General features: G+C 53.1%; 18 protein-coding genes. 3 read left to right on the forward strand and 15 right to left on the reverse strand.

Annotation, left to right across the window (positions count from 1 at the left end; translation table 11 throughout):
* Positions 1-519: 519 nt before the first annotated feature.
* A complete protein-coding gene (locus BAQU_RS07070; RefSeq protein ID WP_094694170.1) occupies positions 520-1,245 on the reverse strand; it encodes a type 1 glutamine amidotransferase in 726 nt (241 codons plus the stop codon).
* A gap of 160 nt (positions 1,246-1,405) precedes the next feature.
* Between BAQU_RS07070 and cysS the strand changes: the two genes are divergently transcribed.
* Together cysS and BAQU_RS07080 are read left to right on the forward strand one after the other, a co-directional pair.
* A complete protein-coding gene (gene cysS / locus BAQU_RS07075; RefSeq protein WP_094694289.1) occupies positions 1,406-2,992 on the forward strand; it encodes a cysteine--tRNA ligase in 1,587 nt (528 codons plus the stop codon).
* A gap of 54 nt (positions 2,993-3,046) precedes the next feature.
* Positions 3,047-3,685, forward strand: a complete 639-nt coding sequence (locus tag BAQU_RS07080) for an RsmD family RNA methyltransferase (RefSeq protein WP_094694172.1) — start codon at positions 3,047-3,049, stop codon at positions 3,683-3,685.
* Positions 3,686-3,796: 111 nt separating this feature from the next.
* On the opposite strand, the gene BAQU_RS07085 is transcribed toward BAQU_RS07080, so the two are convergent.
* The 7 genes from BAQU_RS07085 to ffh form a co-directional block, all read right to left on the reverse strand.
* A complete protein-coding gene (locus tag BAQU_RS07085; protein WP_244568477.1) occupies positions 3,797-5,161 on the reverse strand; it encodes an MFS transporter in 1,365 nt (454 codons plus the stop codon).
* A gap of 106 nt (positions 5,162-5,267) precedes the next feature.
* On the reverse strand, positions 5,268-6,161 hold the full coding sequence (gene trmD / locus BAQU_RS07090) for a tRNA (guanosine(37)-N1)-methyltransferase TrmD (protein ID WP_094694174.1): 894 nt from the start codon (positions 6,159-6,161) through the stop codon (positions 5,268-5,270).
* 11 nt (positions 6,162-6,172) lie between these two features.
* Complete coding sequence (rimM, locus tag BAQU_RS07095) at positions 6,173-6,817, reverse strand: ribosome maturation factor RimM (protein ID WP_094694176.1); 645 nt, start codon at positions 6,815-6,817, stop codon at positions 6,173-6,175.
* A complete protein-coding gene (locus BAQU_RS07100; RefSeq protein ID WP_094694178.1) occupies positions 6,818-7,051 on the reverse strand; it encodes an RNA-binding protein in 234 nt (77 codons plus the stop codon).
* Between the two features lie 3 nt (positions 7,052-7,054).
* Positions 7,055-7,510: a 30S ribosomal protein S16 gene (gene rpsP / locus BAQU_RS07105; protein ID WP_094694179.1), complete on the reverse strand. Its 456-nt coding sequence runs from the start codon at positions 7,508-7,510 to the stop codon at positions 7,055-7,057.
* 202 nt (positions 7,511-7,712) lie between these two features.
* Positions 7,713-8,825, reverse strand: coding sequence for an endonuclease/exonuclease/phosphatase family protein (locus tag BAQU_RS07110; protein ID WP_158215668.1), 1,113 nt, complete (start codon positions 8,823-8,825; stop codon positions 7,713-7,715).
* Between the two features lie 65 nt (positions 8,826-8,890).
* On the reverse strand, positions 8,891-10,516 hold the full coding sequence (gene ffh / locus BAQU_RS07115; protein WP_094694183.1) for a signal recognition particle protein: 1,626 nt from the start codon (positions 10,514-10,516) through the stop codon (positions 8,891-8,893).
* Between the two features lie 288 nt (positions 10,517-10,804).
* Here ffh and spxB point away from each other — a divergent pair, with 288 nt between their 5' ends.
* On the forward strand, positions 10,805-12,652 hold the full coding sequence (gene spxB, locus BAQU_RS07120; RefSeq protein ID WP_094694185.1) for a pyruvate oxidase: 1,848 nt from the start codon (positions 10,805-10,807) through the stop codon (positions 12,650-12,652).
* A gap of 69 nt (positions 12,653-12,721) precedes the next feature.
* Here spxB and BAQU_RS07125 read toward each other — a convergent pair whose 3' ends face one another.
* The 7 genes from BAQU_RS07125 to BAQU_RS07155 form a co-directional block, all read right to left on the reverse strand.
* Positions 12,722-15,217 (reverse strand): ATP-dependent DNA helicase RecG, encoded by a 2,496-nt coding sequence (locus tag BAQU_RS07125; protein ID WP_244568479.1) that lies wholly within the window; start codon positions 15,215-15,217, stop codon positions 12,722-12,724.
* Positions 15,218-15,371: 154 nt separating this feature from the next.
* Positions 15,372-16,898 carry a C69 family dipeptidase gene (locus BAQU_RS07130; protein ID WP_094694187.1) on the reverse strand — a complete coding sequence of 509 codons (1,527 nt, stop codon included), beginning with the start codon at positions 16,896-16,898 and terminating at the stop codon, positions 15,372-15,374.
* 121 nt (positions 16,899-17,019) lie between these two features.
* Positions 17,020-17,565 carry a YbhB/YbcL family Raf kinase inhibitor-like protein gene (locus BAQU_RS07135; RefSeq protein ID WP_094694189.1) on the reverse strand — a complete coding sequence of 182 codons (546 nt, stop codon included), beginning with the start codon at positions 17,563-17,565 and terminating at the stop codon, positions 17,020-17,022.
* An 82-nt stretch (positions 17,566-17,647) separates the two neighbouring features.
* On the reverse strand, positions 17,648-18,916 hold the full coding sequence (locus BAQU_RS07140) for a DNA polymerase III subunit delta' (RefSeq protein ID WP_244568480.1): 1,269 nt from the start codon (positions 18,914-18,916) through the stop codon (positions 17,648-17,650).
* The gene (gene tmk / locus BAQU_RS07145) at positions 18,913-19,716 is read right to left on the reverse strand and encodes a dTMP kinase (protein ID WP_094694192.1); all 804 of its coding nucleotides are present in this window, start codon (positions 19,714-19,716) and stop codon (positions 18,913-18,915) included. Before tmk ends, BAQU_RS07140 begins: the two co-directional genes overlap by 4 nt.
* On the reverse strand, positions 19,713-22,721 hold the full coding sequence (topA, locus tag BAQU_RS07150) for a type I DNA topoisomerase (RefSeq protein WP_094694295.1): 3,009 nt from the start codon (positions 22,719-22,721) through the stop codon (positions 19,713-19,715). The genes tmk and topA overlap by 4 nt, the downstream gene beginning before the upstream one ends.
* 101 nt (positions 22,722-22,822) lie before the next feature.
* Positions 22,823-23,920, reverse strand: a complete 1,098-nt coding sequence (locus tag BAQU_RS07155; RefSeq protein WP_158215669.1) for a phosphatase PAP2 family protein — start codon at positions 23,918-23,920, stop codon at positions 22,823-22,825.
* Positions 23,921-24,264: the final 344 nt, after the last annotated feature.

Below are 24,264 nucleotides of genomic sequence, written 5' to 3' on the forward strand. Positions count from 1 at the left end.
TCCGCTCGCTCGAGATGACAAGGAAGGCGGATTCGGTCGAGATGACAAGAGAGGCGGATTCGCTCAGGGTGACTAGGGATGTGGATTCGCTCGGGTGACAGGGAAGGTGGAGATTGTGGGGATAACAAGGGATGTGGATTCGGTCGGGGTGACAAGGGACGCGGGGATGGTTGGGATGGCGGGCATCGACATTGGGTCGTTCCTGCTCTTGTGGTTGTGTTGCGATGCATGGTGGTGCCGCAATGCGGGTACCGGGTTGATTTCACGACTCCCAGGTCACGCAGGATTATCAGCCAGCCTAAACCCCAGTCGGGAGAACGTCTCACTGCATGTTTCACATATACTTTCGTGCAGTGCCGTTATACCAGCGTAAAAAATATAAAACAGGAGCAACACCCACTCCCACAAGGGCTAGGAAACGATTCCCCACACACATCTGTGCCAATAGCCCTCGTTTCTTCTCTGCCAGAGTTATTCGTATTGAGCATTTTCCAGTATGAAATACTCGCTCAGCAACGCTTAGTGTTCTTCCAGAAACGCTGAATATGTGGAGCAGCGAGCGGCGAAGCCGTTGAAGACCGAGTCGGCGAGTGGAAGAAGCTGCGGATTGTATTCGTTAAAGTCTGAAATCATCTTTTTCTTGTCGGATTTGCTCAGTTCTCCTGACATAGCAGGCTCCGAAAGCCATTCTTCAAGCATGGCAAGATTCACTTCCATATGGAACTGCAATCCCAACGCCGAGGCAAAGCGAAAAGCCTGAACCTTTGTCTTCTCCGAACGTGCAAGCAGTTGAGCTCCCTCAGGCAGCCCAACTACATCACTATGCCAATGCAGCACATTGACATCCTTATTCCACATTGAAAAATAATCATGCTGGTCAAGGCGTTTGATAGGGGCAAATCCGAGTTCATCAACAGCACTGCTGCTAAGTTTTCCTCCAAGAGCCGTGGCGATGATCTGGTGCCCCAGGCATATGCCCAGGACCGGCTTGCCGACACTGACAGATGCGCGCACGAGTTTTGCCTCGGTCTTCAGACCAGGATGCTTCTCGACATCAAGTGCGCCCATAGGTCCGCCCATGATCACAAGCCCAGAGACTTCTTTGAAATCAGGCAAATCAGGCTTCTTCTCATCAACGATGTTGAGCGTCTGCGTGTCCAGACCGACATCATCGAGGGTTTCGAGAATTCGACCCGGACGTTCCCAGGGAACATGCTGGAGTATGAGAACCTTTGATTTTGCCATAGTCTCCATTGTCTCACCTTCTCTAAACTGGACTCCAATGTAGTAACTGAATGTGTCATGGGCTCGCTTCGGATTGCGTTTGCGCGATGCGCGCAAGAGCGATGTGACAATGTAAGTCACCAAGAATGGTATGTCGGCCAACGATAATACCCTCGTATGTATGACAGATAGCCATAAACCGCATGATTCCAGTGTTTCTCAAGTACCTCGACTGAGACTGTATGACACTGCGACACATCAGATAACGCCATTCACCCCTATTCACCCCGGCGTGGTTGGCATCTATGTTTGCGGAGCAACCGTCCAAAGCTCCCCGCACATCGGACATATTCGTGCCGCGGTGGCTTTCGATGTGATTCGACGCTGGTTCATGCGCTTGGGATACACAGTCCTCTTCATACGCAATGTCACCGATATCGATGACAAGATCCTTGATAAATCAAGGGCAGCAGGTCAGCAATGGTGGGAGCGTGCGTATATCTATGAGCGGGAGTTCACACACGCATACGAAAGACTCGGCGTGCTCGCTCCAAGCTATGAGCCGCGTGCAACCGGCCATATTACTGACATGATCGATCTGATTCAGCGCATTCTTGACAATGGCCATGCATACGTGGTTCCCGATGCCGATGGCAAACCCTCTGGCAATGTTTATTTCGATGTACCATCGTGGCCTCAATATGGCGAACTCACCCACCAGCAGGCAGGAACCCAGGCAGCCGATGATAGCGCCGCAGTGGCCGATAAGATGGGTCCAAGCGTCGATCAGCATGGTGATGACAAATATAATCCAGTCGATGCCGCAGATCTTTCAGAAGACAAGCATGATCCTCGTGACTTCGCTCTGTGGAAGTCGCCAAAGGCCACCGATCCTCAGACCGCCCGTTGGAAGACACCCTTTGGCATCGGTCGCCCAGGGTGGCATCTCGAATGCTCCGCGATGAGCCATCGATATCTTGGTGCTGACTTTGACATCCACGGTGGAGGGTTGGATCTACGTTTCCCGCATCATGAAAATGAAATGGCCCAATCCAAGGCTGCAGGCTGGGGCTTCGCCCACCATTGGATGCATTCGGCGTGGGTCACCGCAAAAGGCGAGAAGATGAGCAAATCCTTAGGCAATGGGCTTTCGGTGGATTCCATTCTGGCCGAGCATTCGGCATGGGTGGTTCGCTACGCCATGGCCTCGGTGCAGTATCGCTCCATGCTCGAGTGGGGCGATCAAACGCTCAGCGAAGCCGAACGTGCCCATGAGCGAATCATGAACTTCATCGACCGTGCGGATGCCCTGATTCATACACCTATATCAACTGATGATGTCGCTGCATTGCCTGTTACCGAGCTTCCCGCTGAGTTTGTAAGCTCCATGAACGAAGATTTCAATGTATCCGGCGCTACGGCAAGTATCTTTACCACAATTCGGCAAGGCAACGCATTGCTCGATGGAGCAAGAACGCCGAATGTCAATTCACAATTGCGTGCGCTGGTCATACAGCTTCGTGCAATGCTTGATGTGCTCGGACTCGACCCGTTACACGCGCAATGGCTTGGAAGCGATACCCCGGGTGACGCTTCCAGCCAGGAGCACCTTGCCTTGGATGCCTTGATAGGCGAACAGCTCGCGAAGCGTGCAGAGGCCCGAAAAAACAAGGATTTTGCACAGGCCGATACGATTCGCGACGAGCTTGGCAAGGCGGGAATCGTGATTGAGGATACGCCAAGCGGATCAAGCTGGAGCATGGAGTAAAGCAAGATAAGCCAAACCAAGCGCTGATGAAAGAACATTTGAAGGAACATTCATATGAGAATCGTTTCAGGCAGGTATAAGGGCTTTCAGCTCACCGTACCAAAATCAGGGACCAGACCGACGACCGACCGTGCCAAAGAGGGCATTTTCTCTCATCTCGAATCGTATGGTCAGGTTCAGGATGCTCAGGTACTCGATCTATTTGCAGGCACAGGAGCCCTGGGCATCGAGGCACTTTCCCGCGGTGCCATCGGACTCGTATCGGTCGAATCTGCGGGTCAGGCCGGATCGTTGCTTCGCAACACCTTCTCCCGGTTGAGAAAGCTTTCAAGCTGGGATGGCAATACCAGTGCAAGAACGGTGCAGACTCAGGCAGAAAAGTTTGTACGGTCACATACGCAGGAGCATGGAGCTGCAACTTCAGAACCTCACGGCGAAGCGACCGAAAACCCCGAGAATGCAGAGCCAGGATTCGATCTGATTTTCATCGACCCGCCCTATGTGTATTCCTCCGAAAACTGCGAGGAGCTTCTGCAATCGCTCGTATCGAGCACCTTGGTCAATGACGGCACGGTCATTGTGTTAGAGCGCTCCGATCGCACCCCAGACCCCGCACTCCCCACCAACTGGTTCGCCACGCAGATAAAAAATTACGGCGAAACCAAAGTCTTCTACATCGAACATGCCGAGTAATCGTTCGGACATTCTGCACACGGGTTGTGCCTTGGAAGTCGCTTTGTTACTACTTTCGATCACAAAGCGACTTCCAAGGCACAACCCGTGGAGGTATCGAGGTGAGAACACTCAGTCTTCCAGCTGCTCGCCTTTGCGTTCAGGGAGCATCAATGAACTGACACATGCGAGTGCGAAGGCGACACAAAAGACAACAAATGTCAGTGTCTTCTCACCGTTGCTCAGCTTAAGGAAGAAAGGCACCAACAGCGGTGCCGCAATCGCCGACAACCGTCCCACCGATGCCGCCGCTCCAGCAGCCGCAGCACGCAGACGCGTCGGATATATCTCTGGTGTCACTGCATACAACACTCCCCAGGCACCAAGGTTCGCCGCAGACAATAACATACCGAATCCAAGTACTTGAGGAACCGAATCCGCCTGCGAAAACAGCAAGGCCGACAAGGCCGATACCGCCAGGAAAATGCATAGCGTACGCCTTCTACCCCAGACTTCCACCAGCCATGCCGCCAGAAAATACCCCGGCAATTGAGCAAGTGCAATGATCAGGGAGTATCCGAAAGAGCTTGTCAAAGAACCGAATTGTTCGCTCAACAGTGATGGCATCCATGTGAAAGCCCCGTAGTATGCGAAGTTGACAAAGAACCATGTCACCCAGATTGCCGCTGTTCTGCGACGGTATTGCCTTGCGAACAGCGTTCTTGTAGGAATCCTGGTCAACGGGGTCTGCCGAGGGGACTCAACGGGGTCAACACCTCCAGCTCGTTCGAAGTACCGGACAGCCTTCTCGGCTCGCTCATCCAGACCTTTGGATTCCAGGTAGCGTACCGATTCGGGAATATGCACTCTTGCGACAATGGCATAGAGCAAGGGTGCAGCGCCAATGAGCAAAGCCCAACGCCAACCCCAATCTCCCGTTCCCGGAATGACGTAATAGCCTATTGCCGCCGCAAGAATCCAGCCGATTGCCCAGAACGATTCAAGCAGAACCGTCATTCTTCCACGGTATGCAGTCGGAGAGAACTCGCTGACCAGGGTGGATGCCACCGGAAGCTCTGCGCCCAGTCCAAGCCCAATGACAAATCTTGCCAACAGCAGCGCCAGGAGCGTCGTTGACACTGCCATACCGGCACTGGCTATGCCAAAGATCATCAACGTGGCAGTGAACACGCTTTTTCTGCCTATGCGATCGGCAAGGAATCCACCGAGGACAGCACCTATCGCCATACCCACGAACCCGATGGACAGCACCCAGGAGCGTTCACTCAATGAGAGCTGGAAATGGGGGTCGCTGGCCAACGCAGCAACCACAAAGGAAACGAGGCCTACATCCATGGCATCGAACGCCCATCCGATCCCAGAAGATATCAGTAGTTTTTTGTGGGCACGATTGATAGGCAGACGATCTAAACGTTGATTTCTGGTCAAAGACAGGGGCTGCGATGAAACCCCCTGATGTTCCATTGGCTGGTGCATACGAAATCCTTCTTATTCGGGATTAGGGCACATTCCCCTAAATACGTCAGCAGTTGTTGACGACGATAATACGCTAGTCGTCGCACACCAATGCACCATTCACATTTCAGTGGGACTCGGGATAGTTGTGGGTGAGGTCCCAGCCCAGGCTTGTCAGAAGTTTGCGGTCGACCTTGTCGAGGTCTTCGACGCGGAGCTGTTCGATGAGGTCTGGGCGGATGTTGGCGGTGCGCACCAATGCCTCATCACGGCGGAAGCGGTCGACCTTGGCATGATCGCCGCTACGCAGAATATCGGGTACGTCTCGACCACGCCACTGCGCAGGGCGGGTATATTGGCGGTATTCCAAGAGTGCCTGCTTGCCAGTGTAGGATTCCTCGACGATGGAATCGGGGTTGCCCATGAATCCCGGCAACAAACGTGTGATTGCCTCAACCATCGCAGAGACGGCAACCTCTCCCCCATTGAGCACGTAATCGCCTATCGAATACTCACGAAAATCGTAGCCTTGAGCCGAATAATATGCCGGAATTCGGGCATCATATCCTTCATATCGGCCACATCCAAAAATCAGTCTCTTCTGCTGTGACAACTCCTGTGCGTCATCCTGTGTGAATAATGGAGCCGATGGGTTGGGAAATATGATTGTGGTTCCCGGTGCCGGATCGATAGCGCTCAGTGCATACTCTGCATCGTCAGCGGACTCGATATCCGCTAGACTCGGTGCATGCTTTGCATCATTCACGTCACGTGCATCACTTGCGTCATAGGTAACGCCAAGCAGTGAATCGAGGCATTCGGACCACACTTCGGGCTTCATCACCATGCCGGCTCCACCACCAATGGGCGTATCGTCAACCGAATGGTGAACATCGTGGGTCCAATCGCGCAAGTCATGCGTATCAATTGAAAGCAAGCCATGTTCCTGCGCCTTACCCAGCAAACTCAGATTCAGCACATCAAAATACTCTGGAAACACGGATACAATATCAATCTTCATCGCAAATACACTTAACCATTCTTTGCCGCATCAAGCATTGCATCAGGAAGCAGCCCACTCGGCGGATCAATACGAATATAGCCATGTTCGAGGTCGATTTCAGGAACGATTTCTTCGACGAAGGGAATCAGCACGCTCACCGGCCCGTCTGCTTCAGCATCAGCATCAATAGACTTCAACTCAAGCAACGATTGGGCAACCCCATCCAGTACATCGCTCACCTGAGCGATCGAAACTCCGGCATCGAGCTCATGCTCTTCGCAATACTGTGAATCAAGACGAACTTCAAGACCAATCAGATCGGAGGGATACCAGGCTTCTTCGTCTTCCATCTCTTCCGCTGAATCGGCCTCGCAATACAGTTCAGTACCATTCAATGCCTCTGCGGCATTCCTGTCAGACACATGTTCAAACAGAATAATCCAACGCTTTTTGAATTGTCGTGACTTGATTACTCGAAATTCCTTGTCGTGCGAATCGATAAGGACCGCTCCAGGGGCAAAACGCAGTTCCGGCTCATCGGTGAATGCCCAAACATTCACCTCACCCTTGATGCCTTGTGCACGACCTATACGACAAACCCTCAGCAACTCACGCTGCTGAGGGTTTTCGTTTGCAAATTCATTGCTGTGGTTCAAACCGCTCACGCTAGACATTTACTTTCGAACATCCATGATGTCTACGCGAACCTTATGATCTGCCAACGCCTGAATGATGGTGCGGATGGCATTCGCCGTGCGACCGCTGCGGCCGATGACTCGACCGATATCTTCAGGATTGACCCGAACGCGCAGCAGTTCGCCGCGATTGTTCTCGTGAGACTTCACTGACACATCATCGGGAAAATCGACGATGTTGCGAATAAGATGCTCGACAGCCTGTGCCAACATGATTTACTCGGCTTTCTCCTCAGCGGCAGCTTCCTCGGCTGGAGCTTCGGCAGTCTTCGCTGCTTCTGCCTCTGCCTTGGCCTTGGCTTCCTTCTCGGATTTGGCTGCCTTCAGCTTTTGTGCGGACTTGTCAGCCTCGTCAATGCGTGTTGCAGCATCTTTGTGGCCTTCTGGCATCTTCAACGTGCCTTCGGCACCTGGAAGACCCTTGAACTTCTGCCAATCACCAGTGATGTTCAGCAGCTTGAAAACAGGTTCGGATGGCTGTGCGCCAACGCCGAGCCAGTACTGCACTCGTTCTGAATCGATTTGGATCAACGAAGGTTGTTTATTCGGATCGTAAACGCCGATTTCTTCAATGACCTCGCCATCACGCTTCTTGCGTGAATCAACGATAACTACGCGATAGAAGGCATAGAATTTCTTACCCAGGCGCTTCAAACGAATCTTGGTTGCCAAAATGGCTCTCCTTGTACATTAGGGTGCTTCACGAGCCGGATGTGTGGGGCACATCGGTTGTTCAGCGTGTCCTCATGAGAAACGGGTTTAGAGGGCGCCGTTCGCATGAATAACAGTGTGCAATTATAGGCACAGGCATGGTCAACATGCCAATCGCCTCTGTTGATATCTTCAGCATGCGCACATATGCGCGGCATCTCCATCACACGATTGAGATTGATGCCATCAAAGCCCGATGGTCAGATCCATGAATCACCATCGTCGAAACAGCGTGCGCAACTACACCCTCGGTGAGGAGCACATGGTCAATTTCAAGCATCGCGGGCACACATTTCCATGAAGATGGGAATGTCGGGTGGAATCCGGCACGTATCTCATACGCGGCATCGGAAAGCCCCGAAGTGCGAATCAAGTGTCGGAAAACCGGATGGTACAGGCTTGAATTCAAATCGCCCATGACCACCGTGTCCTGAGGCGCAGGACTGTATGAAGGGAGATCTTTCGCATGCGATACATCATGGACTTCATGCAGCGATGTGATGCGCTTCGAAAATCCAGCAAGACGCTCTATACCAATCTGCCAGAACCGCCCACCCCGCCCAGGCGACTTTGGATGAGCGGAGGCAAAACGAATGCGCTTGCCGGCCACCTCAATGGACAATGTGGGAATGTTTGCAGCAAGAATGTCAACGGATGATGCCGACTGCTCGACCGGTTTCAAACGGGAGAACAGGGCATTCGATCCACCATTATCCTGCGGAGAGGGGCTGCCCAACGACCTGTATGGCATATCGAGTCCGATGCCTGCCTTGTCAAGTCTTTCGATCAATTCCGGGGTCACTTCCTGCAGGGCAAGAACATCGACATTCTCGGATTGCACATAGGTCAGCAACTCAGCGGCATCTGCGCGACCGAAGCGACAATTCAAAGACATAACCTTGAAGTACAGGGCATTGTGCGCAGCAATCGGATCTTGCCCAGCCCTGACGTGACGTGCAGAGTCAGCTTCGTTCTGCTCGAACGAATCCGATCGACGCCTTCGCTCCGAAAACCCGAACAGATGAAGCACGGATTTTGGCAGATTCAGCCACGATGCCCCAAACCAAATCAGCTGAATGACAAGAAGAATCAATCCCAGATAACATTGAATCCACTGCCCGGTGAACGCTGAAATTCCCATCAGCAGTACCAAGGGCACAGTGAGCATAGGGATGAGCGCAATGCATTCCGGCAATGGTCTGACACCGTTGAGGGAGTATGGCATGAACCACAGTGCCATCCACAAGGCGATTAGCACATAGAAAACCCAAAGCATGATGCTCATCCTGAACTAGAAAGTATGAAGTGAACCGAACAGCACAGATAATCTGCAGTTAGCCATCAACGACCAAAGAGCCCCGATAGACCACCGGAAAGATTCGGTGGCAGATCCGGCAGACCATCGGAGGTCTGCTGCTGAGGACTTTTCTCAAAAGCAGAGCCGGATGACTTCGGTCCATTGCCAGAAAGCCTATCGCGCAAAGCCTTTTCCTCAGCCTCACGCTTCATGGGATTACCCGACTTTGAACGGTGCTTCTTGTTCTTCTTGCCTCCACGCTTGGAGCCGTTCGCAGCCATACCACCCATGCCGGGCATGCCGGCCATGCCCGGCATGCTGCGGGAGCCGTTGCTCATGCGCTTCATCATCTTGGCTGCCTGCTCAAAACGTTGCAAGAGACCATTGACAGCAGACACGGTGGTGCCAGAACCGTAAGCTATGCGAGCTCGTCGGGAACCATTGATGATATTCGGTTCGCGACGCTCCTGAGGCGTCATCGAATGGATGATGGCCTCGGTACGATCCACCTCATGTTCATCAAACTGCTCAAGTTCCTTGCGATGCTGAGCCATGCCAGGAATCATGCCAAGCAGACTCTTCATGGAACCAAGCTTACGAACCTGCTGGAGCTGCGAAAGGAAGTCATCGAGACCGAAGCTGCCCTCCTGCATCTTCGCCGCGGCCTCGCGAGCCTCCTGCTCGTCGAAGGTGCGCTGCGCCTGCTCAATAAGGGTCAGGACATCACCCATATCAAGGATTCGCGATGCCATACGGTCAGGATGGAATACTTCGAAATCCTTCAAGCCTTCACCGGTCGATGCAAACAGAATCGGCTTGCCAGTCACGCTGGCAACGGAAAGCGCGGCACCACCACGGGCATCACCATCGAGCTTCGACAACACGACACCCGTGAAATCGACACCTTCATCGAAAGCCTTGGCAGTCTGAACGGCATCCTGTCCAATCATGGCATCAATAACAAAGAGAATCTCGTTTGGATTGACGGCATTACGGATGTTTTGAGCCTGTTGCATCAGCTCCTGATCAACGCCCAGACGACCGGCAGTATCGATGATGACCGTGTCATAGAGCTTATCTTGTGCAAACGCAATCGAATCCCTGGCAACCTTTACAGGATCCCCGGTCGCCTTACCCGGTTCGACAACATCAGAGCTCTCTGCCTGCACTCCAGGTTCAGGAGCGAATACGGGAACCTCGGCACGTGCCCCAACAACCTGCAGCTGCGTCACTGCATTCGGGCGCTGCAGATCGGCGGCGACCAAGAGCGGTGTATGCCCAGTGTCGCGCAGCCAGTATCCGAGTTTTCCGGCGAGCGTTGTCTTACCAGCACCCTGCAGACCTGCGAGCATGATGACCGTCGGCGGTTTCTTCGCGAAGTTGAGCGGACGATCCACTCCAGCCCCGAGGATCTTTGTCAGCTCTTCGTTGACGATGGACACGACCTGCTGCGCAGGATTCAATGCCTGGGAAACCTCAGCGCCAAGGGCACGCTCGCGGATGCGCGAGGTGAATGAGCGGACGACATCAAGCGAAACATCGGCATCGAGCAGGGCTCGGCGGATTTCTCGGATCGTGCCGTCAATATCGGACTCAGAGAGTTTTCCCTTGGAACGCAGGTGTTTGAATGCCTGTGAAAGTCTGTCGGTCAAAGAAGTAAAAGCTGCCATAATGCATATCAGTCTAATGGTGACGTGGGAGAATAATCAATTCTCGCTACAATCCAAGGCATAATCCTGCACAGTTTCTCCCTTCCCCTTTCACATTCAATGAACTGTGATGCAGCTCATAGTGCAAATGCTTCCATTTGATTTTCTCGATGATAGTGTTGATTTATCGTTGATTTATGGTTGATTTTCCAATGCGAAGGGGCTGGGGCGCCTTCGGAATAATCAATATTGAAGACCTGTGTTGATGATGACTCAGGTCAGTGACTATAACTACGCAAAGGAGCGAAAATGGCCAAGAATGTCATCCAATTCGGTTTCGATACCAAAGTTGCCAACAGGCACGAAGTTGGAACGATCAAAGCTGGTGTCGCAGTCGTGAAATTACTTGAATCTTGGGGTGTCAAGCATATCTATGGCATTCCTGGTGGTTCCATCAACTCTCTGATGGATGCCCTGTACGAAGAGAAACAGAACATTGATTATATTCAGGTTCGCCACGAAGAGGTTGGGGCGATGGCGGCAGCCATGCACGCCAAGATGACCGGCGAGATCGGCGTCTGCTTCGGTTCTGCAGGGCCCGGCGGCACACATTTGATGAATGGACTCTATGATGCCCGTGAGGATCATGTTCCAGTTCTGGCTCTGGTCGGTCAGTTCGGCACTGCCGGCATGAATTGGGACACCTTCCAGGAAATCAATGAAAACCCCATCTTCGCTGACGTTGCCATTTACAACCGAACCGTGATGACTGCCGATCAGCTTCCCCATGTCGTCGATGAGGCAATTCGTCAGGCATACGCCAAAAATGGCGTCGCGGTCGTGCAGATTCCTGTCAACCTCGGGTGGGTAAACATTGACACGGATGCTTGGTATTCTGCGGCACATGCGCATCGTCGGTATCCGAACCCCACGCTTGACCCCGAAGACATCGCCCTCGCCGTGAACATTCTGAACGAGGCGGAACGTCCTGTCATCTTTGCCGGAATCGGTACCCGTGGCAAGAGCAAGATTGTCATCGATCTATGCCGTAAGATCAAGGCTCCACTTGCCAATACCGGCATCAGCTGGGACAACTTCCCCTCCGATTTCGAGGCGCTGCTCGGCAGCCCGAACCGAGTTTCGACCAAGCCGTCTGTCGAGGTCTTCCCAGAGGCCGATGTGGTCGTGTTCGTGGGCAACAACTACCCCTTCGCAGAGGTTTCGAAGATCTTCAAGAATGTCAAGAAGTTCATTCAGATCGACATTGATCCATCGAAGCTCGGAAAACGCCACTATACGGATGTCGCGATTCTGGGCGATGCGGGCGATGCGCTGAAGGCGATCTATGAGAAGGTCGACGAGAAGCCGGATAACGGTTGGTGGCGTGCAAATCTTGATAATGTTGTCAACTGGAATGAGTATGTTCACCGTCTGGAGACGAAGACCGAGGGTGAGCTGCAGCTCTACCAGGTCTACAACCAGATCAACCGCGTGTCAGAGAAGGATGCCATCTATTCCATCGATGTCGGCGATGTGACGCAAACTTCCATCCGCCATCTTCATATGAACCCGCAGCAGATGTGGAGAACCTCTGCCCTCTTTGCCACTATGGGAATCGGACTGCCTGGTGCCATCGCCGCGAAGCTTGACTTCCCCGGTCGTCAGGTCTGGAATCTCGCCGGTGATGGAGGATTCAACATGGTGATGCAGGATCTGGCCACTCAGGTCCAGTACAAACTGCCAATCATCAATGTCGTGTTTGCCAACCAGCAATATGGCTTCATCAAGGATGAGCAGGAAGACACCAACAAAGGTTTCCTCGGCGTTCAGTTCCAGGATACGGATTACAAGAAGCTTGCCGAATCCATGGGCGCAGTTGGCTATTCGGTCACGAAAATCAGTCAGCTCGAAGACGTGTTCGATGCTGCGATTCGCGATATTGCCAATGGTCGTGTCGTCGTTATCGATGCAAAGATCAGCAACGAACGCCCTCTGCCCGCAGAACTGCTCGAGCTTGATCCACGGTTGAGCTCGGACGAAGACATAGAGCGATTCAAGCAACGCTACGAAGCCGAGGATTTGAAGCCGCTGTCTTACTTCCTCGAAAAGGAAGGTCTTGAATCGCATATTGGCAAAATCGAGCAGGGCGGTTTCTAAGTAGCTGTGTTCACGAGTTATGAGCAGTAGGTAGGGCCGTAAATCTTCGGATCTACGGCCCTTGCCATGTCATGTACTGGTGAGAAATCGCTCATTGCCACGCATGAAATCAAGCACGGCACCGGCGAGTTGAACTTCTTTTTTCAGTTGCGGATCCGATGCAAGCAATACTTCAGCCTGGTCTCGAGCCTTGGCAATGATCGTTGCATCCGTAATCACACGCAGTAGCTTCAACGAAGATTGACCGCCTGATTGAGCATCACCGAGTACATCGCCTGCCCCACGCAGCTCCATATCAGCCTGAGCTATTTCAGCGCCGTCAGTGGAATCACGAATGACCGCAAGACGTTGTGCGGCAATACTGTCAGGCTGCGCACGCGAAATGAAGAATGCCCAGCTTTGTTTGCCACCACGCCCGACTCTGCCGCGAAGCTGATGCAGCTGCGAAAGACCAAATCGATCTGCATCAAACACGACGATGCAGGTGGCTTCGGGCACATCCATGCCCACCTCAACCACGGTTGTGGCAACGATTATGGGATACTCACCCGAAGAGAAGCCGTGCATGATGCTATTTTTGGTTTCATCGTCATCGCGCCCAGTGAGCGTTGCAATGCTCAATCCAGCGAATTGTGGCAGTGCCGATAGTCTTGCCGCAATCGTCGTAACCGAATGCAACGGAGGCAAGGTCTCGGATGCCTCTTCGTCGTCGCTGGAATTCGGTACGGAGAATTCTTCGAAATCATCGAATTCCAACTCGTCGATTCCTGCCTTGGACTGCTGTCCTGCGGACTTTGCATATCTGGCTTTCGTTGGAGCGGACGGACCTGAAGAAGTTGCTGCTAGCTCACGCCCGGACTGCTCTGATCGTTCCTCTTCCTCTTCATCTATACGCGGGCACACGATGTATGCCCGTTCCCCAGCATCAATCCGCTGACGAATATGCACAAACATCTTTGCCATCATCGAAGCGTTGTCTTCTTCGATGACCGTAGTGCGAATCGGCTTTCTTCCACCAGGCAGTTCTGTAAGCCACGAAAGATCAAGGTCTCCAAACCATGTCAGGGCTGCCGTGCGAGGAATTGGTGTTGCGGTCATGACCAGAAGATGCGGTGCATGCTCGGATTTGTTCCTCAGCGCGTTGCGCTGTTCCACGCCGAAGCGATGCTGCTCGTCTATCACCACAAGCCCGAGGTTGGGGGCTTGGAATGTCTTGGAAAATGCTGCATGCGTGGCAATCACGATGCAGGGATTTCCACTCGATGCCGCTGCCAGCGCCTTTCTGCGTTGCGCCAGACGCATACCTCCTGTGAGCAGGACAACGGGAATCGAACTCAGCTTTGTAACCGTAGCGGTGTCAGCAGCAACTGAGGATGTTTGCGGCAACATTGCCTGCGAATCGTTATCGAGTGTTGTTGCCTCGTGACCTTTCTGGCCGAGCAAGCGCTGGATGGTTTGAAAGTGCTGTTCGGCAAGAATCTGGGTCGGCGCAATCAAAACCGCCTGTTGGCCAGCACCAACTGCCCGCAACATCGCCGCCACAGAGACTATGGTCTTTCCAGATCCGACCTCACCCTGAAGGAGACGCTGCATTGGGTAGGCATGAGCCATGTCTGCTCGAATTTCAGCCATGACATCGCGCTGTCCCTGCGTTAATGCAAAAGGCAGCGAGGCAAGAAACTCATGAACCAGCACATCCGCATTGTGACCATCGCAGGGAAGAGCCGGCGTGATCTTCACATCGGATTTTGTTCTCAGTAATGCAGTCTGGGATACAAATGCCTCTTCGAATCTCAGACTTGAAAGTGCGGCTTTGAATGCCTTGACCGAATCGGGTTCGTGGATTGATAGGAACGCCTGCGAACGATGCAGTAATCCATTATCTTGGATTATTGATTCTGGAAGAATATCAGGAATCTTCGCAGCGAGTCTTGTGGCCGGAATTATGGGCACGACGGTGTCTTCTATATCTTTGGGCTGCAGATTTACTCCTGCTGCATCGTCATCTGATGCGAGAAGACGCAAAATTCCTAGGATTGTGTCATGAATATGCTGACTCGATATTCTCGAATTGGCATGATACACGGGGCGCGGTCGAGACACACTTGACAGACCTGTTTCCAGATCCGGGCAGTCCTCTCCAACCACTTGAATCTCGGGATGCGTGAATTGAAGCCTATCGTTGTAGAAGCTTGGGATTCCCTGCAACACTATCGTGCTGCCGACCTTGAGACGAGTACTCATCCAATCGACGAAATATTTCTTGTATGAGAAGAAAACCAAAGAAGCCGTCGATGAATCCTCATTATCTTCGACTATCACTTCCAGACGGTGTCCACGACGCTGAGCCATCGGCATGATTCGTATTGCCCGGACTTGCGCACCACATGCCATACTCTGATCCACCTTTGCATCACGAAGGTGGCGTATCGGAACGGGATCGGTGACGCGAAAGGGATAGTAGGTCAAGGCATCCTGCAACGTCATAACCCCAAGCGCCTTCAAGGCATTCACTCGTCGTTTGTTCGAAAGCACGGCAGAAACTGCCGAATCGAGCATCACCATAGCTTCTCCTCAAGCTTTTCGAACCCAGATTTCGAATTTTGCTGCCTTTGTACAGTATAAACGTGTAAAAACCTTGAAATCACATAGTCAGAAAGCCAAAAATCGACTTTATACTGTACAAAGGCAACAAAACTCGAAATCCTATACACTCCGCTTAGTTATCAGACATGCCGAAGCCATTTTTCATGCGCATGCTTGCGGTATAGAGCACTTTGGTGAGTAATTGCTCGGTTTCATTCTTGAGATAGGATGACATGCTTTCGTTCGCAATTTCCAACAGACTGCTCACATCCGAAACATCATTCCGCTGTTCGTTGTTCTCAAGCAGTTCACATTGCCTATCGGTTTCGATAATAAGCTTATGCCCAATCGCCCCAACGACCTGGCGATAATGCTCAATATCCGACGAGGTCTCGGCATATGCAGCGTCTGCGAGTGCCGCAATCACACGGTTCGCCCAATAGAAGCTTTCGGTGTTGACCTGCAAGGGTGTCTGCTCTAGATATTCCGGCGTACGGTCGACGTTTGCATAGAAGGGAATGAGCGCATTGAAGGCATTGGAACCATACGAGATCCACTGCAAAGCGCGGTAGCCTTGTGGGCAATCGGGGCGAATCTGCAGCACAGCAAGCTCGCCATTGCGATTGATGCCAATTGGTCTGAACAGAGCACGGGTATGAGCATCGCCCCGCGCACCGTATGGGTCGAACGGAGTACCTTGATAGTGAGAGCTCAGCACATATTTCACATCCTCGATCGAGATCTTGCGCTCAGGCTGACGTGCCCATGGAATGTCGTCAGAATCCGGTCGATGATCAGCATCCTGACCATCCCACATTTCGTCGTAGGGATTGAGGAATCGTTGCATGTACCATGCGCGAGGAGTGTTATAGACATGATCAGAATCCGAGTGTGATCCGAAAGCATCCCGCGGGTTGAATGGCGTGGTTGATTCAACGGAAAGATCGAGATGGTTGTCTTCGATGAATTCGCGAAGATCGGCAGAGCACATGTGTTCACTCTGCTCGCTGAAGGCATCGTCGATATCGAATTCGTCGATGCCCAGCTGATTTGGCATTGTCACATAGGCGGCATCAGGAACTCGCTTTGCAATCCAGTGATGTCCGCCTACCGTTTCAAGCCACCAGATTTCGCTGTCATCGCCGAATGCAATGCCGTTCATCTCATATGTGCCGTATTTCTCAAGCAGAGCACCCAGGCGTTCAACACCTTCACGTGCTGTCTTGATATATGGCAGTACGATGGTGAGCATATCCTCCTCACCAATGCCACCTACGGTTTCAGGCTGATAGTCAACGTCATCGGGCTTGCCCTGACCTGCCTTCAGCACTACGAATGGATCAGCACCCAGAACTCGTTCGTTGGTGGTGAGCGTTTCTGTGGCGCTCATCGCCACATTGGCTTCATTTACCCCTGCCTCGCCCCAGATACCCTGATTGGTATTTGCATTGGGCATGGAGGTGTATCGCATCGGATTCTGCGGCAAATCGATGGCCACATGACTCAGCACACTGCGATAGTGCTTCGGCTGATCCTCTGGATGCACGACGACAAAACGCTTCGGATCAAACTCACCATTGGGTGAATCCTCGTTACGGGCGATAATGGTTGATCCGTCATAGCTTGCATCCCTACCGACCAAAATTGTTGTGCACCCCATGCGCGCAAAACCTTTCTCTCAACTTGCAGCTGCTAGCTCAAGCAGCGCTTTACAGCGGCAGACACATGCCCGCTCGATGTTCGACACTGTAATACACACTGTCGTCACTGGATTGCGGCAATCATGCCTTGCCCACCAAAAAGATGTCGGCGCGTTCCGGCGCCTCCTGTGCATTACGAATATCCCGCTCAAGCTCGTTGAACCAGAAACCCTGCGATAGCCGCTTCAATGGCGCGGCGGTTGCCCAGACAATCAAATGATAGTCATGATCGGCATCAGGGGGTGTCGGGCCAACGTATCCCGTGGTGATCTTTGGATTCTTGTGTCCAAGCAACGCAGAGGCTTCTGAATTCTTACCCTGCATGGCCTCGGGTGCAATGATTTCGACTTTACGAGAAAAATCCTCCGGAACAGACACGCTGCCAGCGGTCGAGGATTCCAGAGCGGCAATTGGAACATTCGCGGCAGCCCAATGATTCCACTGGAAGCCACATACGGGAATCGAGTCTGGATCGACAAAGATCCAGTGCAGGTAGAGGGCGTTCTTACTCAGATCAGTCACGGTAAATGGGAAGGAAAGTATGGGTGTGCCATCAATCTTGAGCTCTTCAGGAGCTTGCTTCGCATATTTGTCTGGAATGATGGAAAAGTCCGTTTGTATTCTCATACATCCAGTATCGCTCACCAAGCACACTCAGACAACGAAAGCAGCCTGAAAGTGAACATTCACACAGATGGCATCTTCAACGTCACGGCACCAATGTTGAGAACAATGCCTCAAATACGAGCAGGGGGGCACCATTCGAACCAAGACGGCGTCGAGCGGTCTCAATGGCCTCAAGGCACGCGACCGCTCGGTTACGGTCAATGCGAATTGATAATTCGGTTATTGCCGTTCTGTTTTCAAGATTGATCAGTCCGGCCGAGTCTTCCGCATCATTCTGCAGCACACCAATGTCTCGGTAGATGCTTGCAACCGAGTTCAAGGCTCGATCAAGAACATCCCGAGAACGGCGTGTGATGCGTCTGCGAACATCTTCCTTCTTGCCGATGGCGTGAAAAGCCGTTCTCAGTTCGACAGGCAGCCGTTCACCCTCATCAATGCCATTGATGCGACGGAAATTGCGTTCATCACGATCAACCTGAGATTCGACCTCTTCCTGAGCCTGTCCTTGCGCGCTATCGATAAGCCGCTGCGCCAGCAACACGGCATCGGACGTTCGTTGCATATTGAGAACGCCAACGATCAGCTCGTCCCTATCGCTCATGACTCGCTCATTCGTTGCGTAGAGACGAGCGATGCCGATGTGGCCTTCTGCCAATCGAGATGCTCTCGATGCAACATGTTCATCAACATCGGTGTGTTCCAGAATGAACTTCGTAACAGCTGCCTGCGATGGCACGGCAAGATTTACCAACCGAGTTCGCGAACGAATCGTCGGGAGCACATCCTGTGGGCTTGGTGCGCAAAGAATCCAGATCGCATGTTCAGCCGGCTCCTCTATCTCCTTGAGGAGCACATTGGTCGTGCGTTCCAGCATTCGGTCGACATCCTCAATGATGATGATGCGCCACGGTGCAGTGCTCGGCATCTGCTCCGACTGAGAGATAAGACCTCGAACCTCGTCAATGCCTATCGTGACCTTGTCGGTCGAGAGAACCGTCACATCAGGGTGTGTCCCTGCCAGAATCTGCTGCGTCACGTTGCTTGGCCTGTCACCCATACCATGATCGGGACTTTCCAGAGCAGCCGCGAAAGCACGAGCGAGATTTGAGCGTCCAGAGCCTGGAGGACCACAGAACAGCCACGACTGAGCCAAACCGTGTCGAACACGTTGTTCGTTCTGTTCGCGCCTGTTGTGCTGCTCAGTCTCCTGTGCATCCTGAGGCGCGTTCGACAACGTCGAATCGGCAATCGAACCATCGGCATGACGGTTTGCAATCGCAGAAAGTTCCGCCAACGTGCTCAGCATCTCCGCAGTAGGCTGTTGCCCGACTATGGAATCCCAGACGCTCACTCACCAACCTCGATGCTCACGTTGTCTGGATCGCTGGACGAAACCTTCTTCATTCCCTGCTTCATTTCTCCCAGAACAGCACTTTCACCCTCGGCTGCTGAACCAGAATCAGCAGGTTCGTCACTGGACCCATCCTGCGCGATGAGTGCATCGAAATCGTCATGAACGATCTGCCAGATCGCTTCGACCGACTGATTGGCATCAATGATCAGATAACGCTGTGGATCGCCCTGCGCCAATTCGAGAAAGCGTTCACGGGTGCGGTTCTGAAAATCAGAGCCCTCCACCTCGATGCGGTCAAGCTGATGTTCAAGACGCTTGTGCGATTCTGCCGGATCCATATCCATGAGATAGGTGCGTCGAGGCATCAGACCATCGGTTGCCCACGTACTGATATCAAGAATCTTCGAATCACGCAACTCACGTCCACCAGCCTGATAGGCAAGTGAAGAATCGATATATCGATCGCACAGCACCACATCGCCGCGATCGAGTGCAGGTCGAATGACCTCGTTCACATGCTGTGCCCTGTCAGCTGCATACAGCAGTGCCTCTGCCTTGTCGTTCAGATCCGAACCGTGCTCCACCACATCCGATGCGCCCAGAACCGCGAGCGATGGGAATGACGAAATACCATGCAGCAGCAGCTCACGAATGACCAAACCAGCTGACGTTCCGCCCGGCTCTCTGGTTACCAGAGCATTGCGCCCAAGTGACATGACATATGCATTAAGCCTTTGAAGCTGCGTTGTCTTACCGGATCCATCAACACCTTCAAATGTTATAAAAAGACCGTTCATGCTTCCTTCACTTGACCTTCGGCAGAAGATTTCCTTGCCCTGCCAGAAGTCCTTGCTGTGGTTGCCGCACTCTTCGATGCGGTTGACGTTCGTCGAGTGGCAGTTTTCCTTGCTGTTGTTTTCTTCGCGGCTGATGCTGTGGCCGTGGTCTTCCTTGCGGGAGCCTTCCTGCGGGTTCCCTTTGCCTTCGAGCTTCGTCGTTTGCTTGGACCTGCAGCGCGCTTTTCAGCCAGCAGTGCAAATGCCTGAGCTGGCTCAATTGATTCCGGCGTATATTGCTTGGGCAAGGTTCTGTTCGTCTCGCCATCGGTGATATAAGCGCCGTAGAAGCCATCCTTTATGGTGACGGCCTTGCCGTTGTCTGGATCTGGGCCAAGCTCACGCAGCGGGGGCTTGGCAGCTCCGCGCCTGCGATTGCCGTACTTGGGCTGTGCGAATAGCTCTTTCGCCTTGTCAAGATCCACGGTAAAGATTTCGTCTTCGCTGCCGAGCGAACGCGTGTCGCTCTTGCCATCAGGCAGGGATTTGGTGAGGTACGGGCCATAACGTCCATTGCTGGCCATAATTGTCGACTGGTGAATCTCACCGGTCTTGTCATCGGCTTCTTCGATTTCACCCACCGTACGAGGCAGTCTCAGCAATCTCAAAGCATCATCGAGAGAAATCGTCTCGGGATCCATGGTTTTAAACAAGGAAGCCATCTTCGGCTTGGATGCGGCAGCTTTCTTCGTTGATTTTGAACGTGTCGACTTACTCGCAGTCTTGGAAGCGGCCTTTGCCGAGGTCTTCCTGGTTGAGCCGGATGTCTGCTCCGTTTCAACAGCTTCTGGCAATGTCAGTGCAACATATGGGCCAAACCTTCCCTTGCGCACCTCAACCTTGCCATGAGTCTCTGGATCCTCGCCAAGCTCGCGTGGGCCTCCAGAATTCGTTGCGATAAGCTCATGTCCCTTTTCTATGGTCAACTCGTCGGGAGCGACCGTTTCAGGTAACGAGGCTCGTTTCGGATTGCCCTCTTCATCGGTGTTCACCGTATCTTCAAGATAGGGGCCATAGCGACCGACACGCACTTGCAGCCCATCGCCGATGGCAATGGTGTTGATCGCTCGTGCATCGATATCTCCGAGCTGTGCCACCTGCTTTTGCAGCCCTTCATGAATCTGCGAGGTTGTCTTTGCCGAATGTTCGCCTGCACCAAAGTAGAAATCAGTGAGCCAGTCCTTGCCCTTTTCCTTGCCATGGGCAATCATGTCGAGTCCATTTTCCATCTGTGCGGTGAAATGATAGTCAACATACTGTGGGAAATTGCTTTCCAGAAGCCTGATCACCGAGAACGCCAGCCATGAAGGAATCAGCGCACGGCCACGCTCATAGACGTAACCTCGATCAATGATCGTAGAGATGATGCTTGCATAGGTTGAAGGGCGGCCAATCTCCCGAGCCTCCAGGGTCTTGACCAAGGTGGCCTCGGTATAGCGCGCAGGGGGCTGGGTTTCATGACCGTCGGAAGACACATCCTTGGCCTTCAACACATCGCCGCGATCCAATTGTGGCAGCGCCACATTCGATGATTCCTCGTGATGGCGATCACCCTCAGGTGACTCATGCGTCTTGCCGGCATGGGCACGCGATCCGGTTGCCTCTCCAAGCGCCTTCATGAAGCCAAGGAAGTCGATGACTGTTCCAGATGCTTGGAAGTGGGCCTTTCCCTGACTGTGCGTCTCCGCCTGCATGTGGACGGTTGCCGTGGATCCAGTGGCATCAGCCATCTGCGAGGCCAATGTCCGGCGCCAGATCAACGTATAGAGTTTCAACTGATCAGGGGGAACCAACGATGCCAATTCATCGGGGGATTTGAAATGAGCCCCTGCGGGACGGATGCACTCGTGGGCTTCCTGTGCGCCAGCAGTTTTGGTGGTGTATTGCTTCGGCCGTTCAGAAAGATATTCCTTGCCATACCGCTCACGAACGTCGTCGCGGGCAGCTTCGATGGCTTCCTGGGAGAGTGTGACCGAGTCCGTCCTCATATAGGTGATGTAGCCGTTTTCGTAAAGGCCCTGAGCTGCTCGCATCGTAGATCTCGAACTCATGGAAAGACGATTGCCCGCAGTCTGCTGCAGGGTTGAAGTTGTGAAAGGCGGTTGCGGGCGGCGACGATACGGCTTCGTGTCCAGACCGGTAACAATAAAGTCGGCAGGCTTAAGCTCTTCTGCCAGTCTGTTTGCCAAGGCCTCATCAACAAGCAGTGCATTGTCTTTTTGACAAGCCGGCGTGGGTTTGCCCTGATCATCGAAGTCCTTGGAACCAGCCACACGGCGATTGCCGAGTTCGACCAGACGTGCCGGGAATGAGGTCTCCTGCGAGTCGGCAGCAATAAGCGTTGCAACAATATCCCAATATGCAGTGCGAACGAAATTCATGCGCTCCCGCTCGCGCTCCACTATCAATCGCGTGGCCACCGACTGCACACGGCCTGCACTCAGGCCTGGTCCAACCTTGCGCCAAAGCACGGGAGAGAGCTCATAACCATAGAGACGATCGAGCACGCGGCGCGTCTCTTGCGCATCGACCATGTTGTCGTCAACATTGCGCGTCTTGTTCAGCGAAGCACGGATTGCATCGCGTGTAATCTCGTGGAATACCATGCGCTTTACCGGAACCTTGGGCTTCAATGTCTGCACAAGATGCCAGGCGATGGCCTCTCCCTCACGATCCTCATCAGTGGCGAGATAGAGCTCGTCGGCGGATTTCAAGGCACTTTTCAGCTCGGCGACGGTTTTCTTCTTGTTGCCATCAACGATGTAATAGGGTTTGAAACCGTCATCAACATCGACGCCGAACTTGCCAAAATGACTTTTCTGCGCCGAAGGGACCTGAGAAGGTTGGGCGAGATCACGAATATGACCCACTGACGCCATGACGGTGTAACCATCGCCAAGATAGCCACCTATCTTCTTGGCCTTGGTCGGCGACTCAACAATTACGAGCTTTCTGCCGGTTGCCATCTTGATCTCCTTACCATGTTCAACGCACGCAATCATACTCATAAGGGAAACACATCAGGCAACAGGCCCTTGCATTTGGCTGTGTCGAGCATAACCAACGTTCAATTATCGCGCTCTTCCGCTGGCTTCGGAGGCTCTGGTGGCGCGCCTATCAGACCCAGCTTGCTCAGCGGGGATGCCGTGAGCTGCCGGAGTGCCGCGACCATTCCGAAAGTCACTAACGATACTCCCAGCATAAGCGCAAACGCAGCGGTACATGCACCGGAGCGCGCCCATTGAGCACCCAGATCGAGACCTGGCTCAATCTGCCAATACACGTATGCACCATAGAGAACAGCAACAATGCCAGCTGTGATCATCACCGTTGCAACGATTTGAACGCTTGCCGAAGACATTCGCGTTCCTGGCTCATCCATACCACTGCTTCGGGTGAAAGCAAGCATGATGCATGCCAGACCGGCTATGATCAGCAGCGACATAAGTGGATCAGAGGGACGATGCCACTGTGCCTCAACCACAGAGAGCGCCACCATCAGAGTGAATGCCCAACCGACAAAGGCCGCAACGGCACGCCATACGCGCGGAACTGCGCATACAAGAACCACCGCACCGGCCGCCGCCATCAGGGTGTGTCCCGATGGCGCAGAATTCGATGTATACGATGCTACATTCACAAGGAACGGCCTAGGCAATACACGCTTGACGGTTGCAGCAACGGCGAAGCTGACGACTCCAAAGACTGCGAGCTGAATCAGGAGCGCCCAGCGTCTTCGCACGATAACGACTGCAATCGCAATCAGAGCGAATACTGCAACGATGGCAACATCGATATAGGTGTGAACGAAAATCTTGAGCACAGCGATGAACCATGTTGGCAGAGCAGCTGAGAAGTAGCTCCATACCATGTCGTCGTATTCCTGGCCTGTTACCGTCCGCACAGCAAACAGCCACAAGACGGCACCGAGCAACAGCATCGCAATGCCCAAGCCTGCACACATTGCGATACTTGCTTTGCGAGGCCTGACGGTCAGCGGATCCGTCGTAACCATGTCAAAGGAAAGTTTGGCCTGTTCCGGATTCTTCTCAATCTGATCATCGCCAACGCTTTCTCCAAGGGAATCGGCTGCTCGCTCAAGATCTGAACTGCCCTGAACACTGGAGTTAGGCGTATCGTCTGAATGTTCTTTGAATTCACTCATAACCATGACTCTAAGGGTAGGGCTATATGTGCGAACAGGGGTTATAGGCACAGAGGTGTGGGTTTTAGTCTTCGCTGGCGTGCTGGCGTGTAATTCGTTCCATTCGATGTCATGCTCCTCTCCCGTCATCCCGAGCGAGCGCAGCGAGTCGGTGGTATGGACTCGTCAAAGCTATATGTACCATCGTCAGAGTCGGCCGTATGAACGACAACACCATCGTCATCCCGAGCGAGCGCAGCGAGTCGGTGGTATGAACGACAACACCATTGTCATTCCGAGCGAGCGTAGCGAGTCGAGGGATCTTGGCTGTTGATGCTCGCAAGGGTGAGATCTCTCGACTCGCT

It is taken from the genome of Bifidobacterium aquikefiri (assembly GCF_002259795.1).
GTDB lineage: Bacteria > Actinomycetota > Actinomycetes > Actinomycetales > Bifidobacteriaceae > Bombiscardovia > Bombiscardovia aquikefiri.

Coding starts and splice junctions, on each gene's coding strand:
- BAQU_RS07070 (WP_094694170.1), bottom strand. CDS start 1,245: ATGGCAAAATCAAAGGTTCTCATACTCCAGCATGTTCCCTGGGAACGT.
- cysS (WP_094694289.1), top strand. CDS start 1,406: ATGACAGATAGCCATAAACCGCATGATTCCAGTGTTTCTCAAGTACCT.
- BAQU_RS07080 (WP_094694172.1), top strand. CDS start 3,047: ATGAGAATCGTTTCAGGCAGGTATAAGGGCTTTCAGCTCACCGTACCA.
- BAQU_RS07085 (WP_244568477.1), bottom strand. CDS start 5,161: ATGCACCAGCCAATGGAACATCAGGGGGTTTCATCGCAGCCCCTGTCT.
- trmD (WP_094694174.1), bottom strand. CDS start 6,161: ATGAAGATTGATATTGTATCCGTGTTTCCAGAGTATTTTGATGTGCTG.
- rimM (WP_094694176.1), bottom strand. CDS start 6,817: ATGTCTAGCGTGAGCGGTTTGAACCACAGCAATGAATTTGCAAACGAA.
- BAQU_RS07100 (WP_094694178.1), bottom strand. CDS start 7,051: ATGTTGGCACAGGCTGTCGAGCATCTTATTCGCAACATCGTCGATTTT.
- BAQU_RS07110 (WP_158215668.1), bottom strand. CDS start 8,825: ATGCTTTGGGTTTTCTATGTGCTAATCGCCTTGTGGATGGCACTGTGG.
- ffh (WP_094694183.1), bottom strand. CDS start 10,516: ATGGCAGCTTTTACTTCTTTGACCGACAGACTTTCACAGGCATTCAAA.
- spxB (WP_094694185.1), top strand. CDS start 10,805: ATGGCCAAGAATGTCATCCAATTCGGTTTCGATACCAAAGTTGCCAAC.
- BAQU_RS07125 (WP_244568479.1), bottom strand. CDS start 15,217: ATGGTGATGCTCGATTCGGCAGTTTCTGCCGTGCTTTCGAACAAACGA.
- BAQU_RS07130 (WP_094694187.1), bottom strand. CDS start 16,898: ATGGGGTGCACAACAATTTTGGTCGGTAGGGATGCAAGCTATGACGGA.
- BAQU_RS07135 (WP_094694189.1), bottom strand. CDS start 17,565: ATGAGAATACAAACGGACTTTTCCATCATTCCAGACAAATATGCGAAG.
- tmk (WP_094694192.1), bottom strand. CDS start 19,716: ATGAACGGTCTTTTTATAACATTTGAAGGTGTTGATGGATCCGGTAAG.
- topA (WP_094694295.1), bottom strand. CDS start 22,721: ATGGCAACCGGCAGAAAGCTCGTAATTGTTGAGTCGCCGACCAAGGCC.
- BAQU_RS07155 (WP_158215669.1), bottom strand. CDS start 23,920: ATGAGTGAATTCAAAGAACATTCAGACGATACGCCTAACTCCAGTGTT.